Source organism: Arthrobacter sp. B6, from assembly GCF_001663775.1.
Taxonomy (GTDB): Bacteria; Actinomycetota; Actinomycetes; order Actinomycetales; family Micrococcaceae; genus Arthrobacter.
In genome coordinates, this window is sequence record NZ_KV467168.1 from 2138726 (window position 1) to 2162688 (window position 23963).

A 23963-nucleotide genomic window follows, 5' to 3' on the forward strand; every position below is an offset into this window, starting at 1 on the left:
CTTTATCTGGACAAAAACTCGGGAGGGCGGGCGGGGTTTAGCCGCCCAGCGACCAGTTCCGGATGTCCTCCGGGTCCTCGCCATGTGTACGGGTGTGTTCGCGGGCCTCGATCCGGCGGTCCTGCAGCGCCTGCCGCAGGAGGGAGTGTTTCTCGGCGAGGCCGGGCACGCGGTCAATGGCATCGATGGCCAGCTGGAAGCGGTCGATTCCGTTGAGCATGGCCATGTCGAACGGCGTGGTGGTGGTTCCTTCCTCCCTGTAGCCCCGCACGTGCAGGCCCTCCTGGTTGGTCCGGCGGTAGGCCAGCCGGTGGATCAGCGACGGATAGCCGTGGTAAGCGAAGATGATGGGCTTGTCCGAGGTGAAAATTCCGTCAAAGTCCGACGGCGGGAGGCCATGCGGGTGCTCACTCACGTCCTGGAGCCGCATCAGGTCCACCACATTGACCACGCGGACCTTCAGCCCCGGAGCCCCCCGTTTGAGCAGCTCGGCGGCCGCCACCGTTTCCACCGTGGGCACGTCCCCGGCGCACGCCAGCACAACGTCCGGCTCCTCCCCGGCCACTTCGGAGCCCGCGAATTCCCAGATCCCCAGGCCTCTGCGGCAGTGGTTCGCGGCATCAGCCGGCCCCAGCCACGTGGGCGACGGCTGCTTGCCGCTGACCACAATGTTCACGTAGTCCGTGGACGCCAGGCAGTGCTCCATGACGGAGAGCAGCGTGTTGACGTCCGGCGGCAGGTAAACCCGGATGACCTCGGCCTTTTTGTTCACCGCATGGTCTATAAACCCGGGGTCCTGGTGCGAGAACCCGTTGTGGTCCTGCTGCCAGACGTGCGATGAGAGCAGGTAGTTCAGTGAAGCCACGGGCTGGCGCCATGGAAGCTTGCGGTGCACTTTAAGCCACTTGGCGTGCTGGTTGAACATCGAGTCAATAATGTGGATGAAGGCCTCGTAACAGCTGAACACGCCATGCCGTCCGCTCAGGAGGTAGCCTTCGAGCCAGCCCTGGCACAGATGCTCACTGAGCACCTCCAGAACCCGGCCCGAACGCGCAAGGTTCTCGTCGGCGTCGTCAATCCGGTACTGCCACACCTTGTCGGTGACTTCGTAAACGTTCTGGAGCCGGTTGGATGCCGTCTCGTCCGGCCCGAACAGGCGGAAGTTCTCCATGTTCAGCGAGATCACGTCACGTATCCAGGAACCCAGGGTGATCATGGGGCTGACCCGCTCCGTACCGGGCTCCGGTACTTCCACGGCGTGGGCCTCATAGGAGGGCAGCTCCAGTGTCCGGCGCAGCAGTCCGCCGTTGGCGTGGGGTGTTGCGCTCATTCGGAAATTGCCGGTGGGTGCAGCCTCTGCGATGTCGGGACGGAGCCGGCCGTCGCCGTCGAACAACTCGTCCGGGCGGTAGGACTCCAGCCACTCCCCAAGTTGCTGCAGGTGCTCGGGATTGGTGCGGACCTCGGACAGCGGGACCTGGTGGCTCCGCCAGGTGCCCTCGACCTGCTGGCCGTCCACCTTCTTTGGACCCGTCCAGCCCTTCGGCGAGCGCAGCACAATCATGGGCCAGCGGGGCGCTGCCTCCGAGTCAGCGCCGGCTTTAGGTCGTCCGGGTTCCGGACCCGCTTCAACAGAGCCGCGGCGGGAATCCTGGATGGCACGGATCCCGGCCAGGCAGTCCTCAAGTGCCGCGGCGAAATCCCGGTGGGCCTGGGCGGTGTTGTCCGGGTCGGCGACGGTCACAAAATACGGCTCATGGCCGTAGCCGCGCAGCAGCTGTTCCAGCTGTTCTTCCGGCATCCGGGCGAGGATGGTGGGGTTGGCGATCTTGTAGCCGTTCAGGTGCAGGATGGGCAGCACGGCGCCGTCCGCGGCAGGATCCAGGAAGTTGTGCGAATGCCAGCTCGCCGCCAGCGGTCCGGTCTCGGCCTCGCCGTCCCCAATGACGACGGCGGTGACCAGCTGGGGATTGTCGAACACCGACCCGTAGGCGTGCGCCAGCGCGTACCCCAGTTCGCCGCCCTCGCTGATGGACCCGGGTGTTTCCGGCGCCGCATGGCTGGGGATGCCGCCCGGATAGGAAAACTGACGGAACAGCTCAGCCATGCCGGCCTCGTCGTTGCCCACATGCCCATAGATTTCGGAGTAGGTGCCTTCAAGCCAGGCGTTGGCCACCACTGCCGGGCCGCCGTGGCCGGGGCCGGCCACGAACAGCATCTCCTGGGAGTCCCGGCGGATCAGCCTGTTCAGGTGGGCGTAGACGAAGTTCAGCCCGGGCGTGGTGCCCCAGTGGCCAAGGAGCCGGGATTTGGTGTCCTCGGCGGCAAGCGGCTTTCGGAGCAGCGGGTTGGAGCGCAGGTAGATCTGGCCCACTGACAAGTAGTTAGCGGCCCGCCACCAGCGGTCCACGAGTTCAAGTTCGTCCTGCGCCACGTTGCCGGCCATAACCATCCTTTAGGTCGCACCGCCGCCGCTGCGGCCGTTGCTCCATCCGAACAGATGAGGGCCGCACTGGCAACTCCTGGCATCGGTTCCGAGTGGTTTCAGGCCGGTCCCCCCGGGCAAACATGCGGGTAAGTTCGTAAGGGTTGATTTGTAGCGGGAAGGGGGACCACCGTGGCAGGAGCCCAGGGAGCGGCAGGAACAGGAACATTTGTCGATCCTGCGCCCGTGGAGAGCGCACGCAAGCGGACGGAAAAGCTGGGGAACGGTTATCCGGTGGTCGAATCCAGCGGTTGGCAGACCTTGGCGGCGTGGGCCGTGGATTTCGGCGTCGTGTCCTTGCTCGCAGTTGCAGTTACTGCTGCCGTTGCTGTTTCCCTTTCCGGATCAGCAGGCCAGACTGCAGCGGCTGCCGTCGCAGCCTGGATGAGCGCACCCTGGCTGTACGGGTTCTGTTGTCCCACCGGGCTCTCCCTCGGCTCACTGGCTTCCAGCACCGTGGTGGTGCGGTTCGACACCGGTGGACGCCCGGGGACCTGGCGGGCCGGATGGGTGATGTTCGCCAGGATGGTGCTGTTTCCCGTTGTTATCCTGCTCATCGTCTTTGCGGCCGCCGGCGGCTCCGGCCCCTCGGGAGACGGTCCAAAGACCCGCCACATCACGCTTGACCGGAGGTTTCCCGTGCCGCCACCGCCCGACTGCCCGGATGCCGTGCGTGCCGCAGCGGACGAAGCCGCGGCCAGGCATTTACAGCTGCCCGGACTCTACGACCATGGGGGCAAGCGTGGGTGAGCAAGGAAGAACCTGGCTGGTCCGCCGGGCCGAACGGCTCTACGGTGACAGGCTGGGGCACTTGCGGCACAGCGGGCTTTCGTGGCACATCGCCTGGAAGTGGCTGCCGGCCCTCATCGTCGTCGGGTTTATTTATGGCACGGTTCTCCAGTTCACGGGGCGCCCCTCATCCCAGCGCGAGCCCGCCTTTTTCTCTGACATCCCGCTCTTTCTCGCGACGAGCATCCTCACCGGGCTGGTCCTGTGGTCCCTCACCCTTTTCTGGAGCTTCCGGCGTGTCCTGGTGTTCGACCGCGGACTTTTATACGGATACGCCCGGAAACACACGGCCCGCGCCGTGTTTTGGCCGGACCTCGCCCCAGAGTCGCTGCGGACCGTCGAGGCCCCTGCCGGCGTGGAGGCGGACCGCCTGCTCAAAACCCTGGACGAAGGCGGCAAGACCTCTTTGGGCGTGCGCGGGCGGTACGCCGTGGTGTTCCACGGCATATCCACTGCCCTCGCAGCCGGTGCCCCGGCCGGACTCGCATCCGGTGCCAGTGCCAATGCCGCTCAAGGGACCGGGACTGCGGCCCCTGTGCCGGGATTCTTCACTTTCAGCACCGCCCGGATCCCGGACAGGCTTGTTACTGAGATTCAGCGGGCCATGGTGGATGCCGGCCACCCGCGGCCAGGATCTGCCGGGCTGCAGGCGCTGCCGCCCGTGCGGATCAGCTCTGCCACCAGGCTCGAGAAGGCCTGAAACAGGGGTACTTCCGTGACCCGTACCACCGGGTAGGGTGTACCCAGAATGTTCACGCTGACCATCAATCAAACGGACAGCCGGCGCGATGGTGACCGGGTGCCGCAGCTGCTCAAGGCCCTGCGGCATATCCCTGCGCGCCTGGACTTCGACCGTTCGGTTGAAGATGAGGTGCAGGGCATTGTTGACTGCCCGCACCAGGCGGTGGAGGCTGCGCTGATCGCGCTGCGTGCCGGTTCCTGGTACGTGGGCCTTGGAGTGGGTCCGGTAAATGAGCCGCTGCCGAACCTGATCAAGGACGCGTCCGGCCACGGCCTGGTCTACGCCCGCCGTGCAGTGGACCGGCTGCGGAACGGCAAGGACCGGGTCCCCGTGGCCGTGGAGGGACCCCTGGCCGACGTGGCCCATGAGGCCGAGGCCGTGCTGCGGCTCCTGGGCCATATTGTGCGGGACAGGTCCGGGGCCGAGTGGCGGGTCCTGGACCTTATGACCCCCGGCGTCCGCGGGCAACAGAAAGCGGTGGCCCACGAACTCGGCATCACCACCCAGGCCGTGAGCAAGGCAGTTGCCCGGTCGCAGTGGGCCGAGGAACACGCAGCCCGGCCCGCCGCCGCACGGCTGCTCGCGCTCATCCTCGAGGTGCGCTGAACCCCGGACGCTGGCCCGCTGATACGGCGGACCGTCAGCGCAGGGATGCCTGCTGCAGCGCGCCGATGATGGCCCCCATCGCCGTGAACGCCACGATGTTGTAGCTCGCGTTGATGGCAAACAGGGCCAGGCTGCGGCGTTCGAAGAGGTAGTTGATTCCGAGGGCAGCCGCCACCCAGGCCGCGCCGGCGGCCAGCCCGGCCAACGTCCCAAAGCCCGCGCCGGCGCTGCCGATGAACGCAGCCAGCACCACCGCCATGACCAGGGCGAGCAGGAACGACCCAACGAAAACCCGGACGGTCCCGCGCTTCAGCTGCTCATCCGTCACGCCGGACTCCCGTTGCCACACCTTGGCAAAAAGCACCGAGTACCACAGCCCGCCCACCACAAACGTCGCGAGCGCCGCCAGCAATACACCCAGCCAGTTGATGTCCAGTTCCACTACTGCCACCCTTCCCGGAGCCGATCGGCGGCCTCCTTGGCTGGAGCCTACGCCGGGCCGACTGCGGGGTCTTGTACAAAAGCCGCACCGCGCTGCGGCGGGATCAGCACTTACTCAGCGTGCCGCCGTCGGGCTTCCCACACTGTCCAGCGGGACAAAGGTGGCGAATTCCGGTCCGTGTTCCCGGATGAGGCGCAAATATTCCGACGGCGTGAAGCCGCTGAAGCGCCTGAAGCTCCGGATCAGATGGGGCTGGTCGTAGTAGTCGGCGAGTGCCAGCAACTCCCGTCCGCTTGCGCCGTCCGCGGGCAGCCTGGCGGCTGCATTGGCGAAGCGGTAGAAACGGCACACATCGGCGTAGCTTTTGGGCGCGATTCCGCAGCCGCGGAGCATGATCCGCTGGAGGGTCGACGGGCTGAGGCCGAGCTGGCGGGCGAGCTCAGCCACGGGGATGTCTTCCTCAGCCAGCAGGCCTGCAGCCTCAAGGATCCGTTGGTCCGCCCCGCCAATGAGGCTGGAAGCGAGGAAGCTTTCCAGGACATCGAATGCGGCGGCCGGACCAGCGTCCACGAGTTGGGTGCGGAGGGCAGTGAAGCCGGGCAGGAAACCGTCGGTGTCCGTCACTTTTCCCTGAAGTTCCGACGGCGGCACTCCAGTGAGTGCCGCGATGCCGTAGGGCTGCAGCGCGGCACCGATGTTGAACAGCTGCGGCGGGTTCTCGCTGATCAGGTAGCTGCGCTGGATGCCCGAGTAGAAGCCCGCCGCGACTTCCGTGGCCGCGGTCTCCGGGGTCACCGCAAACGGATCGATGAGGCGGTACGGCGACGAAAGATTGAGGACCAGGTGGGCCAACGGGCCGGGAAGGATCTTCTCGTACTTGGCTGCAGGGGCGCCGCGCACGAACCACAAATGGCTGACATACGGCCGCAGCCGGGCGGGGGCGGGACACTCCTCGTAGAGCACACGTGCAGTCTACGGTCCCCCGGCGTGCCGGACGGTGCAGCGCCAGGCAGGCTGGCCGCTGAACGCCTCTGACCGAGCACGAACGAACGTGTTCGGATCCCTTGAAGCGGCAACACCTCGAACATAGTCTCGCTGGACCGGCTTCTCCGGATCCGCAAACCGGACCAGCGAACACCCGCCGGATCAGCACCGCACCCTGAGACCACGAGGTACAACAATGACGTTTTCCGCGCAAAGAATCCGAAGGCCGGTGGCCGCGCTGGCAGCAGCCGTTACGGCCGTGGCAGGGTTGGCGCTGCTGCCGGCCGCACTCCCTGCGGCAGCAGATGCAGCAACCCCGGTGACGATCACCCCGAACCCTGCCAGCCGCGGGGAGGCGTTCGAAGGGTGGGGCACCAGCCTGGTCTGGTTCGCCAACGCGACGGCGGGATACTCCCCCGAGCTGCGCGAAGAGCTGTACCAAAAGGTGTTCGGCGAGGACGGACTGAACCTTAACATCGCGCGGTACAACGTGGGCGGCGGAAACGCGTCGGACGTGGCCGATTACCTCCACGACGGCAGCGCGGTGGAAGGCTGGTGGAAACCGGTCACCGACCCCGCAACGGGAACCGTCGCATCGCACCTCTACAACCCCGACGGTTCGGTTGATCCGTCCCAGGCCAACAAACTGGCCTTCCTGAACCAGTGGAACCCGGACGATCCCGCCTCCTACAACCCCGACGCCGATCAGAACCAGCGCTGGTGGGTGGAACGGCTGGCCGCCGACCGGCAGATCACCCACTGGGAGGCCTTCAGCAACTCCCCGCCCTGGTTCATGACCAAGAGCGGGTACGTGTCCGGCCAGGTCAACTCCAACAAGGGCGAGAACCTGCTGCCCCAGGCGGAAGCCAAATTCGCCGCATACATGAAGCACGCCGTCGAACTCCTCGAGGCAGGCAGCGGCATCACGGTGGACACGATCGACCCCTTCAACGAGCCCAACTCCGGCTACTGGGGCACTGCGATCGACCCGGCAACCGGGAAGCCGCCCACCAGCTACACGCAGAAGCAGGAGGGTGCGCTGATCTACCCGGCCGCCCAGGACCGCGTCACCAAGCTCCTTGCCGCCGAACTTGCCAAGGGCAGCACCACAACGGACGCCGTCATCTCCGCGATGGACGAGACCGATCCCGCCAGGTTCATGACCAACTGGAACAGCTACAGCCAGGAAGCCAAGGACGCCGTGGCCCAGCTCAACGTCCACACGTACGGCACCAACGACCGCCGCCGGGTCCGCGACCTGGCGAACTCCACGGACAAGCCGCTCTGGATGAGCGAGGTGGGCGGCTTCTGGACCGGAAACCCCGCACTCGGCGACTCCACCAGCGGCTGGGACCGCTCCAACATCACCAACGGCCTCGGTATCGCCGGCCGCATGGTGAACGACCTCCGCGAACTCGAACCTGACGCCTGGGTCTTCTGGCAGCCTGTGGAGGACACCTACAAGCAGGAGAAAGCCGACAAGGGCTGGGGCTCCATCTACATCGACTTCGACTGCAACTACGAGGGCCGCGAGGGCTTCTCCAACCGCAGGCTCAACGACGGCGCCGGCCAGGACCAGGCCAAGTGCAAGGTCCTGACCAACCAGAAGTACAACACCACGCGGAACTTCACGCACTACATCCGGCCCGGGGATTTCCTCATCCAGAACGACAACGCCAAGACCGCCAGCGCCATCCGTGCGGACGGCAACGGCGCCACCCTGGTGCACTTCAACGACACCCCGACGGCGGAAACGGTCACCCTGGACCTCAGCCGCTTCGGGGCCATCGCGCCGGGCGCCACAGTTACACCTGTGGTGACCACCAAGTCGCCGCTGGATGACATCGAACGCAACGCGCTCGTCAAGGGTGCCCCGGCCGCCGTCGACGCATCGGCGAAGTCCGCGACGCTGGAGGTTCCCGCCGCCTCCGTGGTGACGTTCGTCGTCGACGGCGTCAGTGGGGTCGCGGAAGACGCCGCACCGGTTCAGGACGGCCACAGCTACCACCTCACCGGCGATGCCAGCGGCAAGTACCTCACGGCGCGGCCTGACGGGGCAGCCTCAATCCAGGAGCCGGGAACGACGGCGGCGGAGGTCACCCCCCAGCTGTGGACCTTCCACGCCGTGAACAGCGACGACGAGTTCGCCAATGACCGCCGCTGGGTGCTCACCAACAAGGACGGACGCGTCCTGACCGGCAGCGGCGGAGTGCTGAACGCGAGCCAGTCCGGAGCCGCATCCCTGGCCGCCATGGGCCTGGAGCAAGCAAAGGCCAGACCGTCCGCTCAATGGATCGTCACCACCGAGAACGGCAGGCAGTGGTCCCTGCTCAACGCCGCGGCCGCCCTCGCCCTGCAGGTTTCCGGGAACCAGGCTGCGGCAGGAACGGCCGTTGCCCTCGCCTCCTCCACCGGCACCACCGCCACAGCCACCGGCAGCACCCACCAGTCCTGGGGATTCACTGACCTTGCGGACCTGGTGCTGCTCGGTACCAAGCCCGTGGAACTGAGCACGCCCATCGGCGTCGCGCCTCCCCTTCCCGCCACCGTCACCCCGCTCTACGAAAACGGTGAAGGCCGGCCCGTGCCGGTCCAGTGGGACGCGGTTGACCCGGCCGTCTGGAAGAAGCGCGGCGAGGTGACCGTCACCGGTTCCGGCACCGACGTGTACGGACAGGCCTTCAACAACGCCAAGGCCACCGTAACCGTCGGAAAGTACACGGCCACGGATCCCGTGTCCGCCACCGTGGGCACCGGCGCAACACTCGCCGAGGTCCAGGCCGCGGCACCGGCTACCGTACCGGGGCAGATCGGCGCCGGCACTGCGAGGAACAGCCTGGCTGTCACCTGGGACTGGAGCACCCTTGACCAGGCCGTGCTGCAGGCCCCCGGAACCGCCACCGTGCAGGGCAAAGCAGCCACCGGCGTTGACGGCGACAAGCCGCTCGACGCCCGGCTGACCGTCCTTGTGGTGGACCGTGTCCCCAGCAGCCACATCTGCAAGGACGACACCGCCACCGCTGTCACGGCGAGCTACACGGAAGGGTCCTACATTGCGAAAAACACGTGCGACGGCAACGCCTCAACCCGCTGGTCCAACTGGGTGAGCGGCGGCCGCGGCGGGGACACCCTGGGCTACGCCTTCAGCCGGGACTACACGGTGGATTCGGTGACTGTGACCCTGGCTGAGAAAGCAGCGCAGAACCTGACGGTCCAGTACCAGGATGCAACCGGGACCTGGAAAGACACGACGGCCGGAACCGTCACCGGCCTGACTACTGCTTCGCCGGCCAAGGTGTCCTTCAGCCCGGTCACCACGCGCGGCATCCGGGTGGTGCTGGCAACTCCGGGCTCATACACCAAGGTGGCGGAGGTGGCGATCGCCGGTTCGCGGCTGGGCGAGGCTGGCCTTGCCGACCTCGGCCGCCTGCTCGTGGACCAGAAATCAGTGGCCGGCTTCCCGTCCAACGGCACCGGCTACAAGGTGCTGACGACGTCGACGGCGTTTCCAACCGTGGCGGCATACCCCTTGGACACAAATGCCAACGTATCCATCGTCCAGGCAACAGCCGGCACCCCGGCCGCGGTGGTCACCGTGACCGCGCCCGATGGCACCACGAAGGACTACACAGTGGCGTTCGCGACCGGAAAGGCCGCGTGTTCAGACGAAGGCTGGGGCACCAACATCGAGCCCGGCTTCCGCAATGAAGGGGCATGCGTAAGCTACTTCGCTTCAAGGTAACAGTCCAGCCGGTACCGTCAGCGGGAACCACAGGCACGGCCGTTGCAGCACCGGTATGAACGGATGCTGCGGCGGCCGTGCCTTCTGTGCAGGCTCCCGCGGTTTCCCGAGGCTGGCCACTGTCGGGGACAATGAAGGGCATGACCCTCACGACCTTCGCCCTCATCCGCCATGGCCAGACCGACTGGAATGCGCAGCGCAGGCTGCAGGGATCCACTGACATTCCACTGAACGACGTCGGCCGCGGCCAGGCGCGTGACGCCGTCGCCGTCGTGTCCGGTTACGAATGGGACGCGATCGTGTCGTCGCCGCTGAGCCGTGCCGCGGAAACCGCGGACCTGATCGCCGCCGGACTGGGGCTCACCGTGGCCCGGCGGCTGTCCGAACTCAGCGAGCGCAGCTTCGGGCCCGCCGAGGGCCTGCAGGACGGCCCCGAACTGGACGCCCTGCGCATCGAGGGCGGCTTTCGTGGCGCCGAAAGCGAGGATGAGGCAGCGAGCCGTGGACTGTCCGCGCTGGAAGCACTGGCCGAGGAGTTCCGCGGCGGCCGCGTCCTGGTGGTCGCCCACGGCTCGCTCCTGCGCGTGAGCCTCAGCCGTGCCATCGGCCGCACGTTACAGAGCGTCGACAACGCGGTGCTCAACCTGGCCCACCACCACACCGTTGACGGCTGGCAGCTTGAGTACTTCAACGGCGAGCCGACCATGGAGACCGCCCACGCCTGACAGCCGCGGGCCATCAGGCCGCCAGCACCGGCGGGTCGGCGTGCGGCTAAGCTGAGGAAAACCGGCCGCAGCACGGCACGGCAGAGGCATGACGGCCAGGACCACCAACGCTGGTCGCGGAAGGACAACGGAATGGCGCGAGCGACAGTCCAGGACGTCGCTAAAACAGCGGGAGTGTCAGTGGGGACGGTGTCACGCGTCCTGAACAAGAGTCCGGCCGTCAGCGAGTCGAGCAAGGAAAAGGTCACGGCGGCCATCCGCCAGCTCAACTACCGGCCCCTCGCCTCCGCCCGCGACCTGCGCCGCGACCGGACCATGCGCATCCTGGCCCTCGCCAAGAACCTGAACTCGCCCGTCATCAGCGAAGCCTTCCGGGGCGTCGGCGACGCCGCGGCCTTGTCGGGCTATGTCAGCCTCATCGCACCGACGTCCGGGGAGCTCGAACGCGAACAGCAGCTGGTTGACATGCTGCGCAACGGGTCAGTGGACGGGCTGATCATGTTTTCGCCAACGATGTCCGATGACGATGTCGAGGAAATGGCCGAGCTGCTCAGCGTTGTCCAGGTCTGCGAGATCGGCGATGCCGAGGCAGCATTCGGCGTATCCATCGACGACCGTAAGGCCGCCTTCGACATTACGCGGCACCTCATAGAGACGGGAGGGCGCCGGCTGGCGATGATCGGCAACCGGGCAGCCCGCTCCGGCCGGCTGCGCGAGGAAGGCTTTCGCCTGGCAGTTGCCGAAGCGGAACTGTCGCCGGACCAGATGCTGTTCGCAGAAGGAGACTTCGACTTCCACACCGGGCGCAGCCTCACCAGGGAACTGCTGAAGGCAAAGCGCCTTCCGGACGCCGTGTTCTGCGGCAGCGACACAGTCGCCGCGGGCTGCGTCCGTGAAATCACGGACGCCGGTCTGCGGGTTCCGGACGACATCGCCGTGGCAGGTTTTGACGACTCGGTACAGGCGGAGATGTGCGTCCCCGAACTGACCACGATCCGGCAGCCGGCGTATGACATGGGCCGGCTGGCCTTCGATGCCCTCTTCGCACGGATGACGGTGCCTGGGGTGCACCGCCGCGGCCGCACGTTCCTCCCCCACGAACTCGTGGTTCGCGACTCTACAAGGAATTAGTACGAGGGTTGACAGCCTGAGGTGTCGGTGCCAGACTTTTTGGAATCGATTCCAACATGTTTGGCAGCAGCGTATCGCCGTTTGGAATCGATTCCAAACGCATCCAAACCGTCACGAAAAACCCAAGGAAAAGGGAAACATCTGTGAACAACGAGCAGCCGTCAGGACAGCACGCCGTTCCGCTGGAAGGCGAGGCAATAGAAGAACTGAGGGTGGGCGTCGTCGGCATCGGCTGGGCCGGACAGCAGCACCTCAAGGCCTATGATTCACTGCCGGGCGTCAGGATCGTGTCGCTGGCAGGCATGGAGCGGGATCTCCGCGACTCGCTGCAGGCCGAATACTCCATTCCCAACGGCTTTGCCGACTGGGAAGAGATGCTGGAGCATGGCGGCCTGGATGCGATCAGCGTGGCTGTGCCCACCTTCCTGCACGCACCCATCGCCGTTGCCGCCCTGGAGCGGGGCCTGCACGTGCTGAGTGAAAAGCCGATCGCGCGCAACGCCACCGAAGGCCAGGCCATGGTTGACGCGGCCCGCAAGGCGGGGCGTGTCCTGGACGTCGCCTTCAACCACCGCCGCCGCGGCGACATCCAGGCACTCAAGAAAGTTATCGACGGAGGCAGCCTGGGCCGGGCGTATCACGCCAAGGCATCGTGGCTGCGCCGCTCGGGCATCCCCACCCTCGGGAGCTGGTTCACCAATCCCGAGCTCGCAGGCGGCGGACCGCTCGCGGACATCGGCGTCCACGCACTCGACTACGCCCTGCACCTTCTCGGCGAACCGAAAGTGGTGGCCGTGTCAGCCGCCACACATTCAGAGCTGGGCCCGCAGGGGCGGGGCGGCGGAAGCCAGTACTCTGCCTTGGCCTCGAAGCACGCGTTCGAGGTGGAGGACTTCGCGTCCGCGTTCCTCCGGCTTGAGGGCGGCGGAACGCTGCTGATCGAGGCGAGTTGGGCGACGTACCGGGAGACGGACGACCTGCTTGACTTCACGGTCTACGGGACCGACGGCGGGGCCGAGCTCAGGGTGCAGGGCGCACCTTTTCCGCCCGTTGGCCAGCTCAGGGTTTTCACGGAAAAGGACGGCGAAGGCGCCGATTACGTGCCGCCGGTGGTGCCGGGCCGCGCCCACGACGCAGTGATCGAAGACTTCGTAACAGCCGTGCGGGGCGGTGAGCAGGTCTGGGGTGAGCATGATGGATCCTTGGCGCTGTACCGCGCACAAATCATTGATGCGTGCTATCTGTCGGCACGCGAACAGAGGGAGGTCCGTCTCTAATGAACGACAAGCTCAGAATCCTGGTCTGGAACGAGGGCGTCCACGAGGCCCTCAACGAGCCGTCCCACATCGGGGAGATCTACCCTGACGGCATCCATGGTGCCATCGCGGCAGGACTGCGCTCCTACTACCCGGACGCCGAAATCACCACGGCGGTTCTGGCCACCGACGATGAACACGGCCTTGACGAGGAGATCCTCGCCGACACAGACGTCCTGCTCTGGTGGGGCCACATGGCCCACGCTGAGGTGAGCGAGGCCGTCGTCGAACGCGTCCACCGGCACGTCCTTGGCGGGATGGGGCTCATCGTGCTCCATTCGGGGCACTTCGCCAAGGTCTTCACCCGGCTGCTAGGCACGAGCTGCTCCCTGGCGTGGCGGAACGACGGCGAACGCGAGCTGGTGTGGACCGTGAAGCCGTCGCACCCCATCGCCGAAGGTGTGGACAGCCCCATCGTCATCCCCGAGCAGGAGATGTACGGCGAGCTGTTCGACATCCCGGACCCGGACGACCTGATCTTCATCAGCTCGTTCGCGGGCGGCGAGGTGTTCCGTTCCGGCGTCACTTTCACCCGGGGCAAAGGACGGATCTTCTACTTCAGTCCTGGCGACCAGGAATACCCGGTGTACCACCACCCGCAGATCCAGCGGGTCCTCGCGAACGGCGTGCGCTGGGCCGCCCAGCCCGCTCTCCACCGTGCGGTCCCGGACGTGAGCAACCCAGCCCGGGGCTGGTTCGAGGAGGCCTAGGAGTTTTTGTCCAGATAATGCCCGTTTGAAGGCGTTTTGGGCGCATTATCTGGACAAAAACTCCAGGGCGGCGGCGAGGTCGACTGCGGTTCCGTCGGCGAACTCGAAGCATCCGCCGCCGGCCGGGACAAACCGGACGGCGTCGGCAGCGTCCGCGCTTCCCTCCCCCGCGAGGACGACGACGGCGGCATAGTCGCCGTCGTCGGCCGCGCCGGGCGTGCCGATCCAGGGAACCGTGAGCCGCTCCCCCATCGGGTGCGGGGCTTCGCGGCGCCAGGTTCCGGCGTCGTCCAGGGGTACGCCCCAGCCGGAAAGCGGCCGGATTTCGCTCGCCACCGCGGACTCCGCATCCACCGGCCAGCCGCCGATCCGCAGCCTCGCGGGCGCGCCAGGGGATGTGCCCCGGACCCGGACCAGCCGCAGCTCCACCGCGCCGCGCGTCAGCGACACCACAGTGACTTCCGGGCCTGGCGTCGCGGTGCCCGTAGCCCCGCTGCCGTGGTCCGGGCCGCCGTCGGGATCAACCTCGATCCAGTTCACGGTGGCCCGGGAGGCTCCCGCCTGCACGCCGCCGAGGTCCTTCTGGCCGAGGAACTCAAAACCCGTGCGGTGGGTCAGCCGGCCCCCGGCGTCGACCATCACGACGCCGTTGTCCAGGGATTCCGGCTCAAGGTCCGGGAAGGTGTGGGTGGAGTAGCCGAGCCGGGCGTAGAGCGGGGAATCGGCCACAGCAACTCCGGCGTTGGCGTGGTCCGTCCCGTGGTTCCGGATCCGGACAACGCCGTCGGCCGCTGTTCCCTCCACCTGCCAGCCGGGCGCGGCGATGAGCCGCCGGGTGTCGCCGGCTTCCACCGGCAAGGGCTCTTCGACGGCGGTCCACACCCCATGGTCCGCCGGCAGCGCCAGCCCCAGGAACCCCTTGGCAGCCCAGTACGGTGAGCCTGCGCCGGAGTACGACTGCTTCATGCCGGCGAACTCGCCATGCCAGCCGATCGAGAGCAGCCCGTCATCGGTCACCGATCCGTGCCGGGTGAAATAGTCCAGCATGCCGGACGCGGCGCGCCGGCTCATTCCGGGAGCCAGCCTGGTGTGGCCGGAGAGCTCACCCACCCAGAACGGCGCCGCCGCGGCGAAGCGGTAGATGAGGCTTCTTCCCTGGATCAGCGGAGCCCCGTTGCCGCCGACGAGGTGGGCGGCGTCGTCCAGGAAGTCGGCGAGCCGTTCGCCGTCGACGGCCTTGCGGGCCTGGACCCGGGGATCCTCAGGCGCCATCAGCGCCCAGAGCTGCGGGTAGACCTGGAAGGCCCAGCCCACGTAGTGGTCGTAGGCACGTTCCGGACCGTCGGCGAACCAGCCGCGCCCGCGGTAGAGCGAGTCGTGGATGGCCAATCCGGCGTCGATGTCCTCGTCCGAGTAGCGCCCGCCGACGCTGGCCAGGAAGCTCTCCACCACAATCTGGAACCAGACCCAGTTGATGGGCGGATACTCCCCGCCGATCACCGTTTCGAACCAGGCAACCAGCTGCTCCTGGACCCGCTGGGGCAGGTTGTCCCACAGCACGCCGCGGGTCAGCGCCAGCCCCACGGCGAGGGACGCCGCTTCCACCTTCGCTTGGCCCAGCTCGCCGGGAGTGGGCCAGCGGTCCGGGTTGCCCGGATCAGTACCGGCGTCGAGGCCTTTCGCGTACCATTCCGCGATCCAGCCCGTGCCTTCGGGGTCACCGGCGATCCGGAAAGAGGCGAGCAGGAACGTCCTGGCGAATGCCTCGAGGGAGTCGCTGCGTGGGCCGTAGGCACTGTTGGCACCGGGAAGGTGGATGTTGGCGTGATCCGCGGTGCCGTAACGGTGGGCTGATCGCAGGAGGTGGTCGGCGTAGGCGCACCAGTGCCCGCGGGTCAGGCCGGTGTACGGCGAGAGCTTTCGGTCCAGGGCGGGCAGGGTCAACGCAAGGGGAGTCGCTGTGGATGGCATGGGTTTCCTTGGAGGTCAGGGAGGCTAGCCGGCGGTGAGCCAGGTGATGGCCCGCAACAGGATTTCGCGGTGTTCGGGAGATTGGTAGGAGGCGGAGTCGTGACCCAGGGCGTCATAGAACGTGCGTCCCGGCCGCCGGTCCAGGGACCACATCACCGGATGCTCCAGGCCCTCATGGGTGTGGGCCGCATGGACGGTGATGGCCGGTGCTGTCTGCAGGTGGCTGTAGCGCTCGTCCATCAGTTCAAAGTCGGCGATGCCCTCAACCAGGGCCCCGGACTCAGGAAGGACGTGGATCGCCGCAGGTCCGTACTCGGGATGCATGGAGGTCCCGCGGATCCAGCGGCCGCCCAGCGCTTCCGCCCACTCACGGGAATCGAGGAAGCTGGTGGAGCTGACGTGGCTTACCAGCAGCGGCAGGCCGTCAGCCAGCCAGCGCCGCAGCCCTGCGGAGGCCTCGGATGTCCCGGGAGAGGGCCGGTCATCGCGCGGCAGTCCCACGTTCACCACCAAGAGGTCCGGCAGGCCGCCGCCGGCCGTACCGCCGGGTGCTGCCCCGCCGGCCGGTCCGCCAGGTGCCAGACGCGCCAGGGCGGCATCGACGTCGTCCGCCATGTCGACGCCGAACCCCGCCTCCAGGAGGAGGCCCTCCAACGCCGCGGATGTCTCGGCGAACGGGTGCCAGGGGTCCGCATACCGCCCGACGCCGCTCAGAAGCAGTGCCCTTGGAGCCGTCAACCCTGCCGCCGTCACAGGGATTCCTGGAGCACACCCGTCGCGGGAACCCGCGGCGCACCGATCGATGATTCGCGCAGGATCAATTCCGGGTTCAGCTCGACCCGGTGCACCGGCCGCATCCGTCCCTCGGCGAGGCGGGCAGCCATCAACTGGACGGCCACCTTCCCCACATACTGCTTGGGCGGCCGCACGGCGGAAATGGCGGGCTCTGCAAGGTAGGCCACTTCATCGTCGTAGCCCACGATCGCCATGTCGCCAGGCACCTGCACGCCTTTGTCCACGCAGTGCTGCACAAACGCCACCGCCTGGGTGTCCGAGTGGACCAGCAGGGCCGTGGTTCCCGTTTTTTTGCAGAGCTCCAGGACGTGGTCAAAATGCGCGGCCCGGTCGCCGTTGTCCAGCTTGGCCGAGTCCTCATGGACGGAACCCTCCACCGGGATCTTCAGGGCTGCCATGGCCTGCCGCCACCCGCGGACCACGTGGGGGGTGGTGGGGCTCGACGAATCGGCCAGGCAGCCGATCTTCCGGTGGCCTTCCTGCCACAGGTGCCGGACGGCCATGCCGGCGCCGAATGCGTGGTCGGTGGCCACCCATTCGAGGCGGTGGGCCGGGTTTTCCACCGGCGAGCGCCGCTCGGCCAGCACCACGGGAATGGGCAGGGCGTTGAGCCAGCGGAGCAGCTCCTGCCCGCGTTCGCCGGTCATGTCCGGTGCGACGATCAGCCCGTCGATGTTCTGGGTGTCGAGGAGGGCCTGGACCTGCCGGCGGTTGTCGGCGGCGTCATAGGCCGAGCCGCGGACCAGGATCCGGAGGTTCTGTTCCTCGGCCTCGGCCCTGGCGCCGCTGATGACCTGGGGCCAGTAGTAGTCCAGCGAGGGAACCACCATGCCGATGGAGTAGCTGTGCTGCGGCGGCCGGCCCGCCGCACCCGACCGGTCCAGCGGGCTGGGCAGCGTGGCGCCGCCGTGGACCCGCGACACCAGGCCCTCGTCGGCGAGGAGGTTCACGTCCCGCCGGATGGTCAGCTCGCTGACGCCCAGTTTCGCGGCGATGCCCCGGACCGTGATGGCTCCGTGGGCCCGTAATTCCTCCATCAGGCGCTCGCGGCGCTGGAGCGAGAACAAGGATTTCCCTGTGCCCTCGGCTGGTTGTTCGGGGCTCATGATGTTGCCTCCACTGTGAGGGTGAATGCGCCGGCGGCGCGGAATTCTTCGGGCAGCCGGAAGCGCAGGCGGGTCAGCCGCGCGCCCCACACGTCCGAGAGCAGGGGGTCATCCAGCGGCCACTCATCCACCAGGACGACGGCGGCGGCCGGCTCCCAGCGCAGCACCGCTCCCCTGCCGTGCCCACCCAGCTGTTTGTCGGCTGACGGTATGCCCGCGGGCAGGATGGTCGCGGAACCATCCGGGCCGACGCTGACGGTGCCTGCCGCGAGGTAGGTGATGCCGACGTCGGGCGTTCTGCTTTCCGGCGAAATTGCGGTTCCCGGAGGAACCCGCAGGTCGCTCAGATCCGGCAGGTCCCACCGGTCGGTGACGGCCACCTGCCGTGCTGCCCTGTCCAGCGAGGACGTCCGGATCCACTGCTCCGGGCGCAGGCCGTAGGCCGCTCCGAGTGCCAGCCGGAGCATTGGTTCTTCAGGCGTGGGTGGATGCAGCACATCCGCCGCGAATGCCTTGCCCGTGCCCTGTTCAAGCCCGAACGGTGCCGGGACGCTGTGCCAGGCACTCTGCATGGCACGGATTTCGTAGCGGTCCGGGCCGAAGGTCTTGGCCGTGTAGGTGGGCTGGCCTGCGTCCACCAGCAGCGGAACGCCGTCAACAGCAACCACTACGGAGCCGACGTCGCGGTGGTTGTGGTGTTCCCCGTTGTGCCCGCCTTTTGCGGCGAGCAGCAGGCCCCGGGTGCTGCCGGCGGTTTCCCGGGTGACCATAATCTGCACCGACGCGAGGTAGGTGAACGGCACCAGCGGCGCACGGCCTCCTGCTTCTTCAGCTCCGCCCGAGAGAGTGTGAAGAACCCGGCCCAGTCCCGCCGCCGCCTCCGGCCCGTCCGGCAGAAATGCGGCGGCGTGCCGTGCGGCGTCGCGGTCCCCCAGGCGCACTGCCCAGCGGTGCAGCATGTCCCATGGCAGGCCGCCGTCCATCCGCGCCGGGCCGTCTGCAACGTTGAGGAACCAGCTGCCACCCAGGTGCATGCGGTGCGGAAAGGCGACGAGGTGGCGGACCACGGGGAGGTCGACGTCGAGCGCCCCGCCGCTGGCTTCCTCCAGCAGCGCCAGACCTTCCAATGCCCTGCCTGCCCCGTTCCACCAGTAGGCGAAGCCTTCATCGATGGCCCCATCCGCGGGAATGGAAGCGAGGAACCGGTCCAGGCCCTCAATGCAGCGGGCAACCGTGGCTGCCTGGAGTTGGGGGTCGTCCACGAGGAACAGGGCCGCCGCAATGAGGTTGGTGTGGATCCAGGGGTTCCAGTTGTGGACGTCGCCGTCGAGCCCGAGCCAGTGCCAGTCCAGCCGTTCAAGAAACGGCGTGATGACCCGTTCCGTTGTTTCCTGCCGGATCCTGCGGCGCAGGCCTGGTGCCCGGGCGTCCAGGGAGTTGCCGAGCACGTAGTCAATCCACGCAAGCTGAGCAGCGACTTCGCCGGCGCCAAGGTCCAGGTAGGGCCTGGACCTGTCCGGCACCACCTCCCCGCTGCGGCTGTAGACGTCGTCGTGCGCTGCCCAGCTCCAGGAGCTCTGTTCACAGAGGAGAAGGACGCCGTCGATCACCTCGTCGATCCAGGCGTGCGTTTCGGCGCCGGAAGCGGGGCCGCCCTGGGCGGCGATGCCCTGGCGGGCGCTGCCTGCGCCCCTGCCGTCCAGCAGGGCCATCACCGCCGCACGCGTCAGGCGCTCCTGCCGTGCAGCCACCAAGCCCTCGTAGGCCGTACGGTTGCCATCGCGAAAATAACGGGCGTAGTGCGAGACGAGGGGCTGCGGCCACGCGGTTCCCTGCTCCTTCCGCGCTTGGGCGGCCAGGCCGGGGAACGCGGCATCGTCGACGGCGGCCCAGATGGCGTCGCTTTCCGGCCGGACGCTGAGGCCTTCAAGGCCGTGTGCCAGCAACTCCCCGAGGCCGGAGCGCGCGGGGCTGCCCCAGGCATGGGCCAGTGGCCCGGCACCGGGTGCTGGGGCAGTCACGCCTGAGGCCAGCGCTGCGTTCAATGGGAACCTCTTCCGCGTTTTGTTCGAGTCTGATCATTTATGATCGACCCTGGATGATCTGATTGATCCGTCTTGTTTATGAGTATCTACTGATTGTTAGATGTGATGCAAGACATGGATCGGCCCCTTGGGGCAACACCAAGAAAATGTGAAAGGAGGATCCCTGATGTCACCCAAGCCCAAGGCGCTGCTGGTCATGAATAGCGGAACCTTTGCAGACCAATTTGATTCGACGCGCCTGCGCCGGCTGGCTGGACTCGTTGACTTGGGTGGCCAGCCGTGGACGGATTCGCTGGATACCCCGGAGCTTCCCGCGCGCCTGGCAGAGGTGGAAATCCTGCTCACCAGCTGGGGAGTTCCGCGGCTCACCTTGGAGCGGCTTGAGCGGATGCCCAAACTGCGGGCAGTTTTCCATTGCGCCGGCACAGTACGCAGCTTCGCCACCGACGACCTGTGGGAACGTGGCATCCTGGTCACCAACGGCGCCGACGCGAATGCCATCCCCGTCGCGGAGTTCACGTTCGCCTCCATTGTCCTGGCGGGAAAAAAGGCCCACGTCCTGGCCAACGATGCCCGGGCACACCGGGAGGACTGGAGCTACACCACGCAGCGCGGCGAACTCGGCAACATCGGGCGGGTCATCGGCGTGATCGGCTTCTCCCGCATCGGACGCCGGGTGGTCCAGCTCGCCCAGCAACTGCAGGACGTCACCGTCCTCGTGTGCGATCCGCACGCTGACCCGCTCGCCGTCACGGCGGCCGGCGGCCGGCTCGTTCCGCTCGAGGAACTCCTCCCGGCGTCGGACATCGTCACCGTCCATGCGCCGGCCCTGACCGAAACCCGGCACATGATCGGAGCTGCCGAGCTTCTGGCCATGAAGGACCACGCAACCCTTATCAACACGGCCCGCGGATCGCTGGTGGACACCGCGGCATTGGAGGCCGAGTGCGCCACCGGCCGGATTAACGCCCTCCTCGACGTCACCGAGCCCGAGCCGCTGCCCGCAACCTCCGTGCTGTATGACCTCCCCAACGTGACCATCACCCCGCACATCGCCGGCTCCCTCGGAACGGAAACCCGCAGGATGTCCGACGCCGCCCTGGATGACCTTGAACGGTATCTGACCGGGCAGCAACTGCTCGCCCAAGTGGTCCCCGAAGACCTCTCACTCAGCGCCTGACCCAGAACACACGCCACCATACGGCAGACTTAACACCCACCTAAGGAGAACGCAATGAAGCGCACGACCCTCGCCGCAATCGCCCTGGCCGTAACGGCCGGGCTTGGCATGACCGGTTGCGCAGGAGCCGCCGGCCCGGCCGAGCCGCAAGCACAGGAAGGCAAAACCCGCCTGACGGTGTCCGTCTGGAACTACGAAGGAACGCCCGAGTTCAAGGCGCTCTTCGACGGCTACGAGGCCGCCAACCCCAACGTGGACATCGAACCGGTGGACATCCTGGCCGATGACTACCCGCAGAAGGTCACCACCATGCTGGCAGGCGGCGATACCACCGACGTCCTGACCATGAAGAACGTCATCGACTACTCCCGGTACGCCAGCAACGGCCAGCTCCAGGAGATCAACAGCGTGGTGGACTCGCTGGACAAGGACAACCTCGCCGGCCTGGACGCGTTCGACGTCGACGGAAAGTACTTCGCTGCCCCGTACCGGCAGGACTTCTGGCTCCTGTACTACAACAAGGACCTCTTCAAGGCCGCCGGGGTGGAGGATCCCGCCGACCTCACCTGGGACGAGTACGCAGCCCTCGCCCAGAAGCTCACCACCAAGGGAGCCGACGGCAAGGCCGTCTACGGCACGTACCACCACAGCTGGCGCTCCATTGTCCAGGCCATCGCCGCCGCCCAGAACGACGGCGACCAGATCGGCGGCGACTACGGCTTCTTCGAGGACCAGTACAACACCGCCCTGGACCTGCAGAAGAGCGGCGCCACCCTGGACTTCGGAACGGCCAAGAGCCAGAAGACCAGCTACCGCACCATGTTCGAAACCGGCCAGGCCGCCATGATGCCGATGGGTACCTGGTACATCGCCGGCATCCTCCAGGCGAAGAAGGACGGCAAGACCAACGTCAACTGGGGCCTGGCCCCGATGCCGCAGAAGAAGTCCGGCGGTGACGTCACCACCTTCGGCTCCCCCACGGCCTTCGCCGTCAACAAGAACGCCTCCCACTCCGAGGAAGCGAAGAAGTTCATCGAATGGGCAGCCGGCGAAGAGGGCGCCAAAGCCATCTCCAAGATCGGCGTCGTCCCTGCCCTGCAGAATGATGCCGTGACGGACGCCTACTTCAAGCTGGAGGGCCTCCCCGCCGACGACCTGTCCAAGAAGGCCTTCACTCCGGATGAGACCGCGCTGGAAATGCCTGTCAGCGATAAGTCAGCAGCCACGGACAAGATCCTCAACCAGGAACACGACCTCATCATGGTCGGCGAGCGCTCCGTAAACGACGGCATCACGGAAATGGGCAAGCGCGTCAAGAGCGAAGTTCTCGGCCAGTGACAACAGAGACACTCAAGCGGGCCCCGGCTGTCCACAGCCGGGGCAACCGCAAGCAGGCACGGCGCAACACGCTGATCGGCTGGACTTTCATCCTTCCGAACTTCGTGGGCTTCCTGGCCTTTACCCTCATTCCCGTCCTCGCCGCCTTCGCCCTGTCCTTCATGGAGTGGACCTCGTTCACGGCGCCCCGCTGGGTTGGCCTGGAGAACTTCCAGCGGATGTTCCAGAGCGACACCTTCTGGATAGCGCTGCGCAACACCGTTGTCTACGCCCTGGGGCACGTCCCGCTGACCATGGCGCTGGCACTGGTTCTGGCCCTGCTGCTCAACCGCAAACTCAAGGGCATTGGCTTCTTCCGGGTTGCCATCTTCTTCCCCTACATCACCTCCCTGGTGGCCGTCGCCGTCGTCTGGAACATGCTCTTCAGCCCGGACAGCGGGCCCATCAACCAGTTCCTGCACGCCGTGGGCATCGCCGAGGCGCCGGGCTGGACCTCCAGCTCCGACTGGGCAATGCCCGCCGTGATCATCACCAGTGTGTGGCGGGACATGGGCTATTACATGATCCTGTACCTGGCCGGGCTCCAGGCCATCCCCACCGAACTCTACGAAGCCGCGGAGGTGGACGGCGCCAGCCCGTGGCAGCGCTTCTGGAATGTCACCATCCCGTCCCTGCGGCCCACCACCTTCTTTGTTGTGGTGATGCTGACGGTCTCCAGCTTTAAGGTCTTTGACCTGATCGTGGTGATGACCAACGGCGGACCGGGCCGGTCCACCACGGTGCTGTCCCAGCTCATCTACCAGGAGGGCATCGGCGAAGGGAAGTTCGGCTATTCATCGGCCATCTCCCTGGTGCTGTTCATCATCGTGCTGACGGTTACCGTCCTCCAGTTCAAGATCCAACAGCGGAGGGAACGCTGATGACCAACATGGCCGAAGACCTCAAGGCCGAGGCACCGTTCATCGGGTCCAGCCTGGCACCCGCTCCGGAAGACCGGCGTCGTACCCAGCGCAGCCGTTCCCCGCGGGAACGGAAGAAGCGCACCACGGACGTGGTGATCTATGCCGTGCTGGTTGTGCTGGTCGTGGCGCTCATGGTGCCGTTCATCTGGATGGTCTCCTCCTCCCTGAAGGAGAACAACCAGGTCCTCACGGTTCCCATCCAGTGGATCCCGAGCGAGTTCGTGTGGAGCAACTACACGGACATCTGGACCCGGATCCCCATGATGGGGTACCTGCAGAACTCGCTTTACCTCGCGGTGATCATCACCTGCCTGCAGGTCCTCACCGGTTCCCTTGCGGCTTACGGCTTCTCGAAGGTCCGGTTCCCGGGCAGGGACGTGCTGTTCCTGGCCTACATCGGCACCATCGCGGTGCCGTGGCAGGCCTACATGGTGCCGCAGTACATCATGATGCAGAACCTGGGCCTGACCAACAGCTTCAACGCCCTGATCCTGCTGCAGGCGTTCGGTGCCTTCGGCGTGTTCCTGATGCGCCAGTACTACATGACCATCCCGGACGAGCTCTGCGAAGCCGCCCGCATCGACGGCCTGAGCGAGTACGGCATCTGGGCCAGGGTGATCCTGCCGCTGTCCAAGCCGGCCCTCGCCAGCCTGGCACTGCTGACGTTCGTGAACACGTGGAACGACTACATGGGCCCGTTCATCTACCTCACCAGCAACAGGCTGTGGACCGTGCAGCTCGGCCTGCGTTCATTCGTGGGCCAGTTCGACGCCGAATACGCCATGATCATGACCGGTTCCGTCATCTCGGTGATACCCATCCTGATCATCTTCCTGCTCGGTCAGCGCTACTTCATCCAGGGCATCGCGACGAGCGGCATGAAGGGATGATCTC

19 protein-coding genes are annotated in these 23963 nt (G+C 66.6%); 12 read left to right on the forward strand and 7 right to left on the reverse strand.

Annotation, left to right across the window (positions count from 1 at the left end; genetic code table 11):
* Window positions 1-37: 37 nt before the first annotated feature.
* The gene (locus AU175_RS09420; RefSeq protein WP_066287864.1) at window positions 38-2446 is read right to left on the reverse strand and encodes a phosphoketolase family protein; all 2409 of its coding nucleotides are present in this window, start codon (window positions 2444-2446) and stop codon (window positions 38-40) included.
* 171 nt (window positions 2447-2617) lie between these two features.
* Between AU175_RS09420 and AU175_RS09425 the strand changes: the two genes are divergently transcribed.
* From AU175_RS09425 to AU175_RS09435, 3 genes are read left to right on the forward strand one after another with little or no spacing between them, the layout of a single operon-like run.
* Window positions 2618-3235 carry a hypothetical protein gene (locus AU175_RS09425; RefSeq protein ID WP_156642247.1) on the forward strand — a complete coding sequence of 206 codons (618 nt, stop codon included), beginning with the start codon at window positions 2618-2620 and terminating at the stop codon, window positions 3233-3235.
* The gene (locus tag AU175_RS09430) at window positions 3216-3974 is read left to right on the forward strand and encodes a hypothetical protein (protein WP_231938505.1); all 759 of its coding nucleotides are present in this window, start codon (window positions 3216-3218) and stop codon (window positions 3972-3974) included. The genes AU175_RS09425 and AU175_RS09430 overlap by 20 nt, the downstream gene beginning before the upstream one ends.
* 48 nt (window positions 3975-4022) lie before the next feature.
* Complete coding sequence (locus tag AU175_RS09435) at window positions 4023-4622, forward strand: hypothetical protein (RefSeq protein ID WP_066287876.1); 600 nt, start codon at window positions 4023-4025, stop codon at window positions 4620-4622.
* 34 nt (window positions 4623-4656) lie between these two features.
* Here the strand turns inward: AU175_RS09435 and AU175_RS09440 are convergent, their stop codons facing one another.
* Window positions 4657-5073, reverse strand: coding sequence for a DUF1761 domain-containing protein (locus AU175_RS09440; protein WP_231938506.1), 417 nt, complete (start codon window positions 5071-5073; stop codon window positions 4657-4659).
* Window positions 5074-5178: 105 nt separating this feature from the next.
* Window positions 5179-6027, reverse strand: a complete 849-nt coding sequence (locus tag AU175_RS09445; protein ID WP_066287878.1) for a helix-turn-helix domain-containing protein — start codon at window positions 6025-6027, stop codon at window positions 5179-5181.
* Between the two features lie 217 nt (window positions 6028-6244).
* Here AU175_RS09445 and AU175_RS09450 point away from each other — a divergent pair, with 217 nt between their 5' ends.
* The 5 genes from AU175_RS09450 to AU175_RS09470 all read left to right on the forward strand — a co-directional run bounded on the left by AU175_RS09450 (window position 6245) and on the right by AU175_RS09470 (window position 13672).
* Window positions 6245-9790, forward strand: coding sequence for an Ig-like domain-containing protein (locus AU175_RS09450; protein ID WP_082979077.1), 3546 nt, complete (start codon window positions 6245-6247; stop codon window positions 9788-9790).
* Between the two features lie 140 nt (window positions 9791-9930).
* Window positions 9931-10515, forward strand: coding sequence for a histidine phosphatase family protein (locus AU175_RS09455; RefSeq protein WP_066287885.1), 585 nt, complete (start codon window positions 9931-9933; stop codon window positions 10513-10515).
* Window positions 10516-10647: 132 nt separating this feature from the next.
* Window positions 10648-11646 (forward strand): LacI family DNA-binding transcriptional regulator, encoded by a 999-nt coding sequence (locus AU175_RS09460; protein WP_066287887.1) that lies wholly within the window; start codon window positions 10648-10650, stop codon window positions 11644-11646.
* 182 nt (window positions 11647-11828) lie between these two features.
* Complete coding sequence (locus tag AU175_RS09465) at window positions 11829-12923, forward strand: Gfo/Idh/MocA family protein (protein WP_066290869.1); 1095 nt, start codon at window positions 11829-11831, stop codon at window positions 12921-12923.
* Window positions 12923-13672, forward strand: coding sequence for a ThuA domain-containing protein (locus tag AU175_RS09470; protein ID WP_066287889.1), 750 nt, complete (start codon window positions 12923-12925; stop codon window positions 13670-13672). Before AU175_RS09465 ends, AU175_RS09470 begins: the two co-directional genes overlap by 1 nt.
* Window positions 13673-13717: 45 nt before the next feature.
* On the opposite strand, the gene AU175_RS09475 is transcribed toward AU175_RS09470, so the two are convergent.
* The 4 genes from AU175_RS09475 to AU175_RS09490 are packed head-to-tail and all read right to left on the reverse strand — an operon-like array spanning window position 13718 to window position 19565.
* A complete protein-coding gene (locus AU175_RS09475; protein WP_066287894.1) occupies window positions 13718-15643 on the reverse strand; it encodes a DUF2264 domain-containing protein in 1926 nt (641 codons plus the stop codon).
* 24 nt (window positions 15644-15667) lie between these two features.
* Window positions 15668-16396 carry a ThuA domain-containing protein gene (locus tag AU175_RS09480; RefSeq protein ID WP_231938507.1) on the reverse strand — a complete coding sequence of 243 codons (729 nt, stop codon included), beginning with the start codon at window positions 16394-16396 and terminating at the stop codon, window positions 15668-15670.
* Window positions 16393-17544 carry a LacI family DNA-binding transcriptional regulator gene (locus AU175_RS09485; RefSeq protein ID WP_066287897.1) on the reverse strand — a complete coding sequence of 384 codons (1152 nt, stop codon included), beginning with the start codon at window positions 17542-17544 and terminating at the stop codon, window positions 16393-16395. Before AU175_RS09485 ends, AU175_RS09480 begins: the two co-directional genes overlap by 4 nt.
* Window positions 17541-19565, reverse strand: coding sequence for a heparinase II/III family protein (locus tag AU175_RS09490; protein ID WP_231938508.1), 2025 nt, complete (start codon window positions 19563-19565; stop codon window positions 17541-17543). Before AU175_RS09490 ends, AU175_RS09485 begins: the two co-directional genes overlap by 4 nt.
* 190 nt (window positions 19566-19755) lie before the next feature.
* Here AU175_RS09490 and AU175_RS09495 point away from each other — a divergent pair, with 190 nt between their 5' ends.
* Genes AU175_RS09495 through AU175_RS09510 form a run of 4 tightly spaced genes read left to right on the forward strand, consistent with a single transcriptional unit; the run spans window position 19756 to window position 23959 of the window.
* Window positions 19756-20769 carry a hydroxyacid dehydrogenase gene (locus AU175_RS09495; RefSeq protein WP_066287899.1) on the forward strand — a complete coding sequence of 338 codons (1014 nt, stop codon included), beginning with the start codon at window positions 19756-19758 and terminating at the stop codon, window positions 20767-20769.
* 54 nt (window positions 20770-20823) lie between these two features.
* Window positions 20824-22107: an ABC transporter substrate-binding protein gene (locus AU175_RS09500; RefSeq protein ID WP_066287902.1), complete on the forward strand. Its 1284-nt coding sequence runs from the start codon at window positions 20824-20826 to the stop codon at window positions 22105-22107.
* Window positions 22104-23027 carry a carbohydrate ABC transporter permease gene (locus AU175_RS09505; RefSeq protein ID WP_066287903.1) on the forward strand — a complete coding sequence of 308 codons (924 nt, stop codon included), beginning with the start codon at window positions 22104-22106 and terminating at the stop codon, window positions 23025-23027. The genes AU175_RS09500 and AU175_RS09505 overlap by 4 nt, the downstream gene beginning before the upstream one ends.
* Window positions 23027-23959 (forward strand): carbohydrate ABC transporter permease, encoded by a 933-nt coding sequence (locus tag AU175_RS09510; protein WP_066287906.1) that lies wholly within the window; start codon window positions 23027-23029, stop codon window positions 23957-23959. Before AU175_RS09505 ends, AU175_RS09510 begins: the two co-directional genes overlap by 1 nt.
* The last annotated feature ends 4 nt before the right edge of the window (window positions 23960-23963 follow it).

Bases quoted from the DNA above. Each gene is read 5' to 3' on its own strand.
- AU175_RS09420 (WP_066287864.1), bottom strand. From the start codon at position 2,446: ATGGCCGGCAACGTGGCGCAGGACGAACTTGAACTCGTGGACCGCTGG.
- AU175_RS09430 (WP_231938505.1), top strand. From the start codon at position 3,216: ATGGGGGCAAGCGTGGGTGAGCAAGGAAGAACCTGGCTGGTCCGCCGG.
- AU175_RS09435 (WP_066287876.1), top strand. From the start codon at position 4,023: ATGTTCACGCTGACCATCAATCAAACGGACAGCCGGCGCGATGGTGAC.
- AU175_RS09450 (WP_082979077.1), top strand. From the start codon at position 6,245: ATGACGTTTTCCGCGCAAAGAATCCGAAGGCCGGTGGCCGCGCTGGCA.
- AU175_RS09455 (WP_066287885.1), top strand. From the start codon at position 9,931: ATGACCCTCACGACCTTCGCCCTCATCCGCCATGGCCAGACCGACTGG.
- AU175_RS09460 (WP_066287887.1), top strand. From the start codon at position 10,648: ATGGCGCGAGCGACAGTCCAGGACGTCGCTAAAACAGCGGGAGTGTCA.
- AU175_RS09470 (WP_066287889.1), top strand. From the start codon at position 12,923: ATGAACGACAAGCTCAGAATCCTGGTCTGGAACGAGGGCGTCCACGAG.
- AU175_RS09475 (WP_066287894.1), bottom strand. From the start codon at position 15,643: ATGCCATCCACAGCGACTCCCCTTGCGTTGACCCTGCCCGCCCTGGAC.
- AU175_RS09485 (WP_066287897.1), bottom strand. From the start codon at position 17,544: ATGAGCCCCGAACAACCAGCCGAGGGCACAGGGAAATCCTTGTTCTCG.
- AU175_RS09495 (WP_066287899.1), top strand. From the start codon at position 19,756: ATGTCACCCAAGCCCAAGGCGCTGCTGGTCATGAATAGCGGAACCTTT.
- AU175_RS09500 (WP_066287902.1), top strand. From the start codon at position 20,824: ATGAAGCGCACGACCCTCGCCGCAATCGCCCTGGCCGTAACGGCCGGG.
- AU175_RS09510 (WP_066287906.1), top strand. From the start codon at position 23,027: ATGACCAACATGGCCGAAGACCTCAAGGCCGAGGCACCGTTCATCGGG.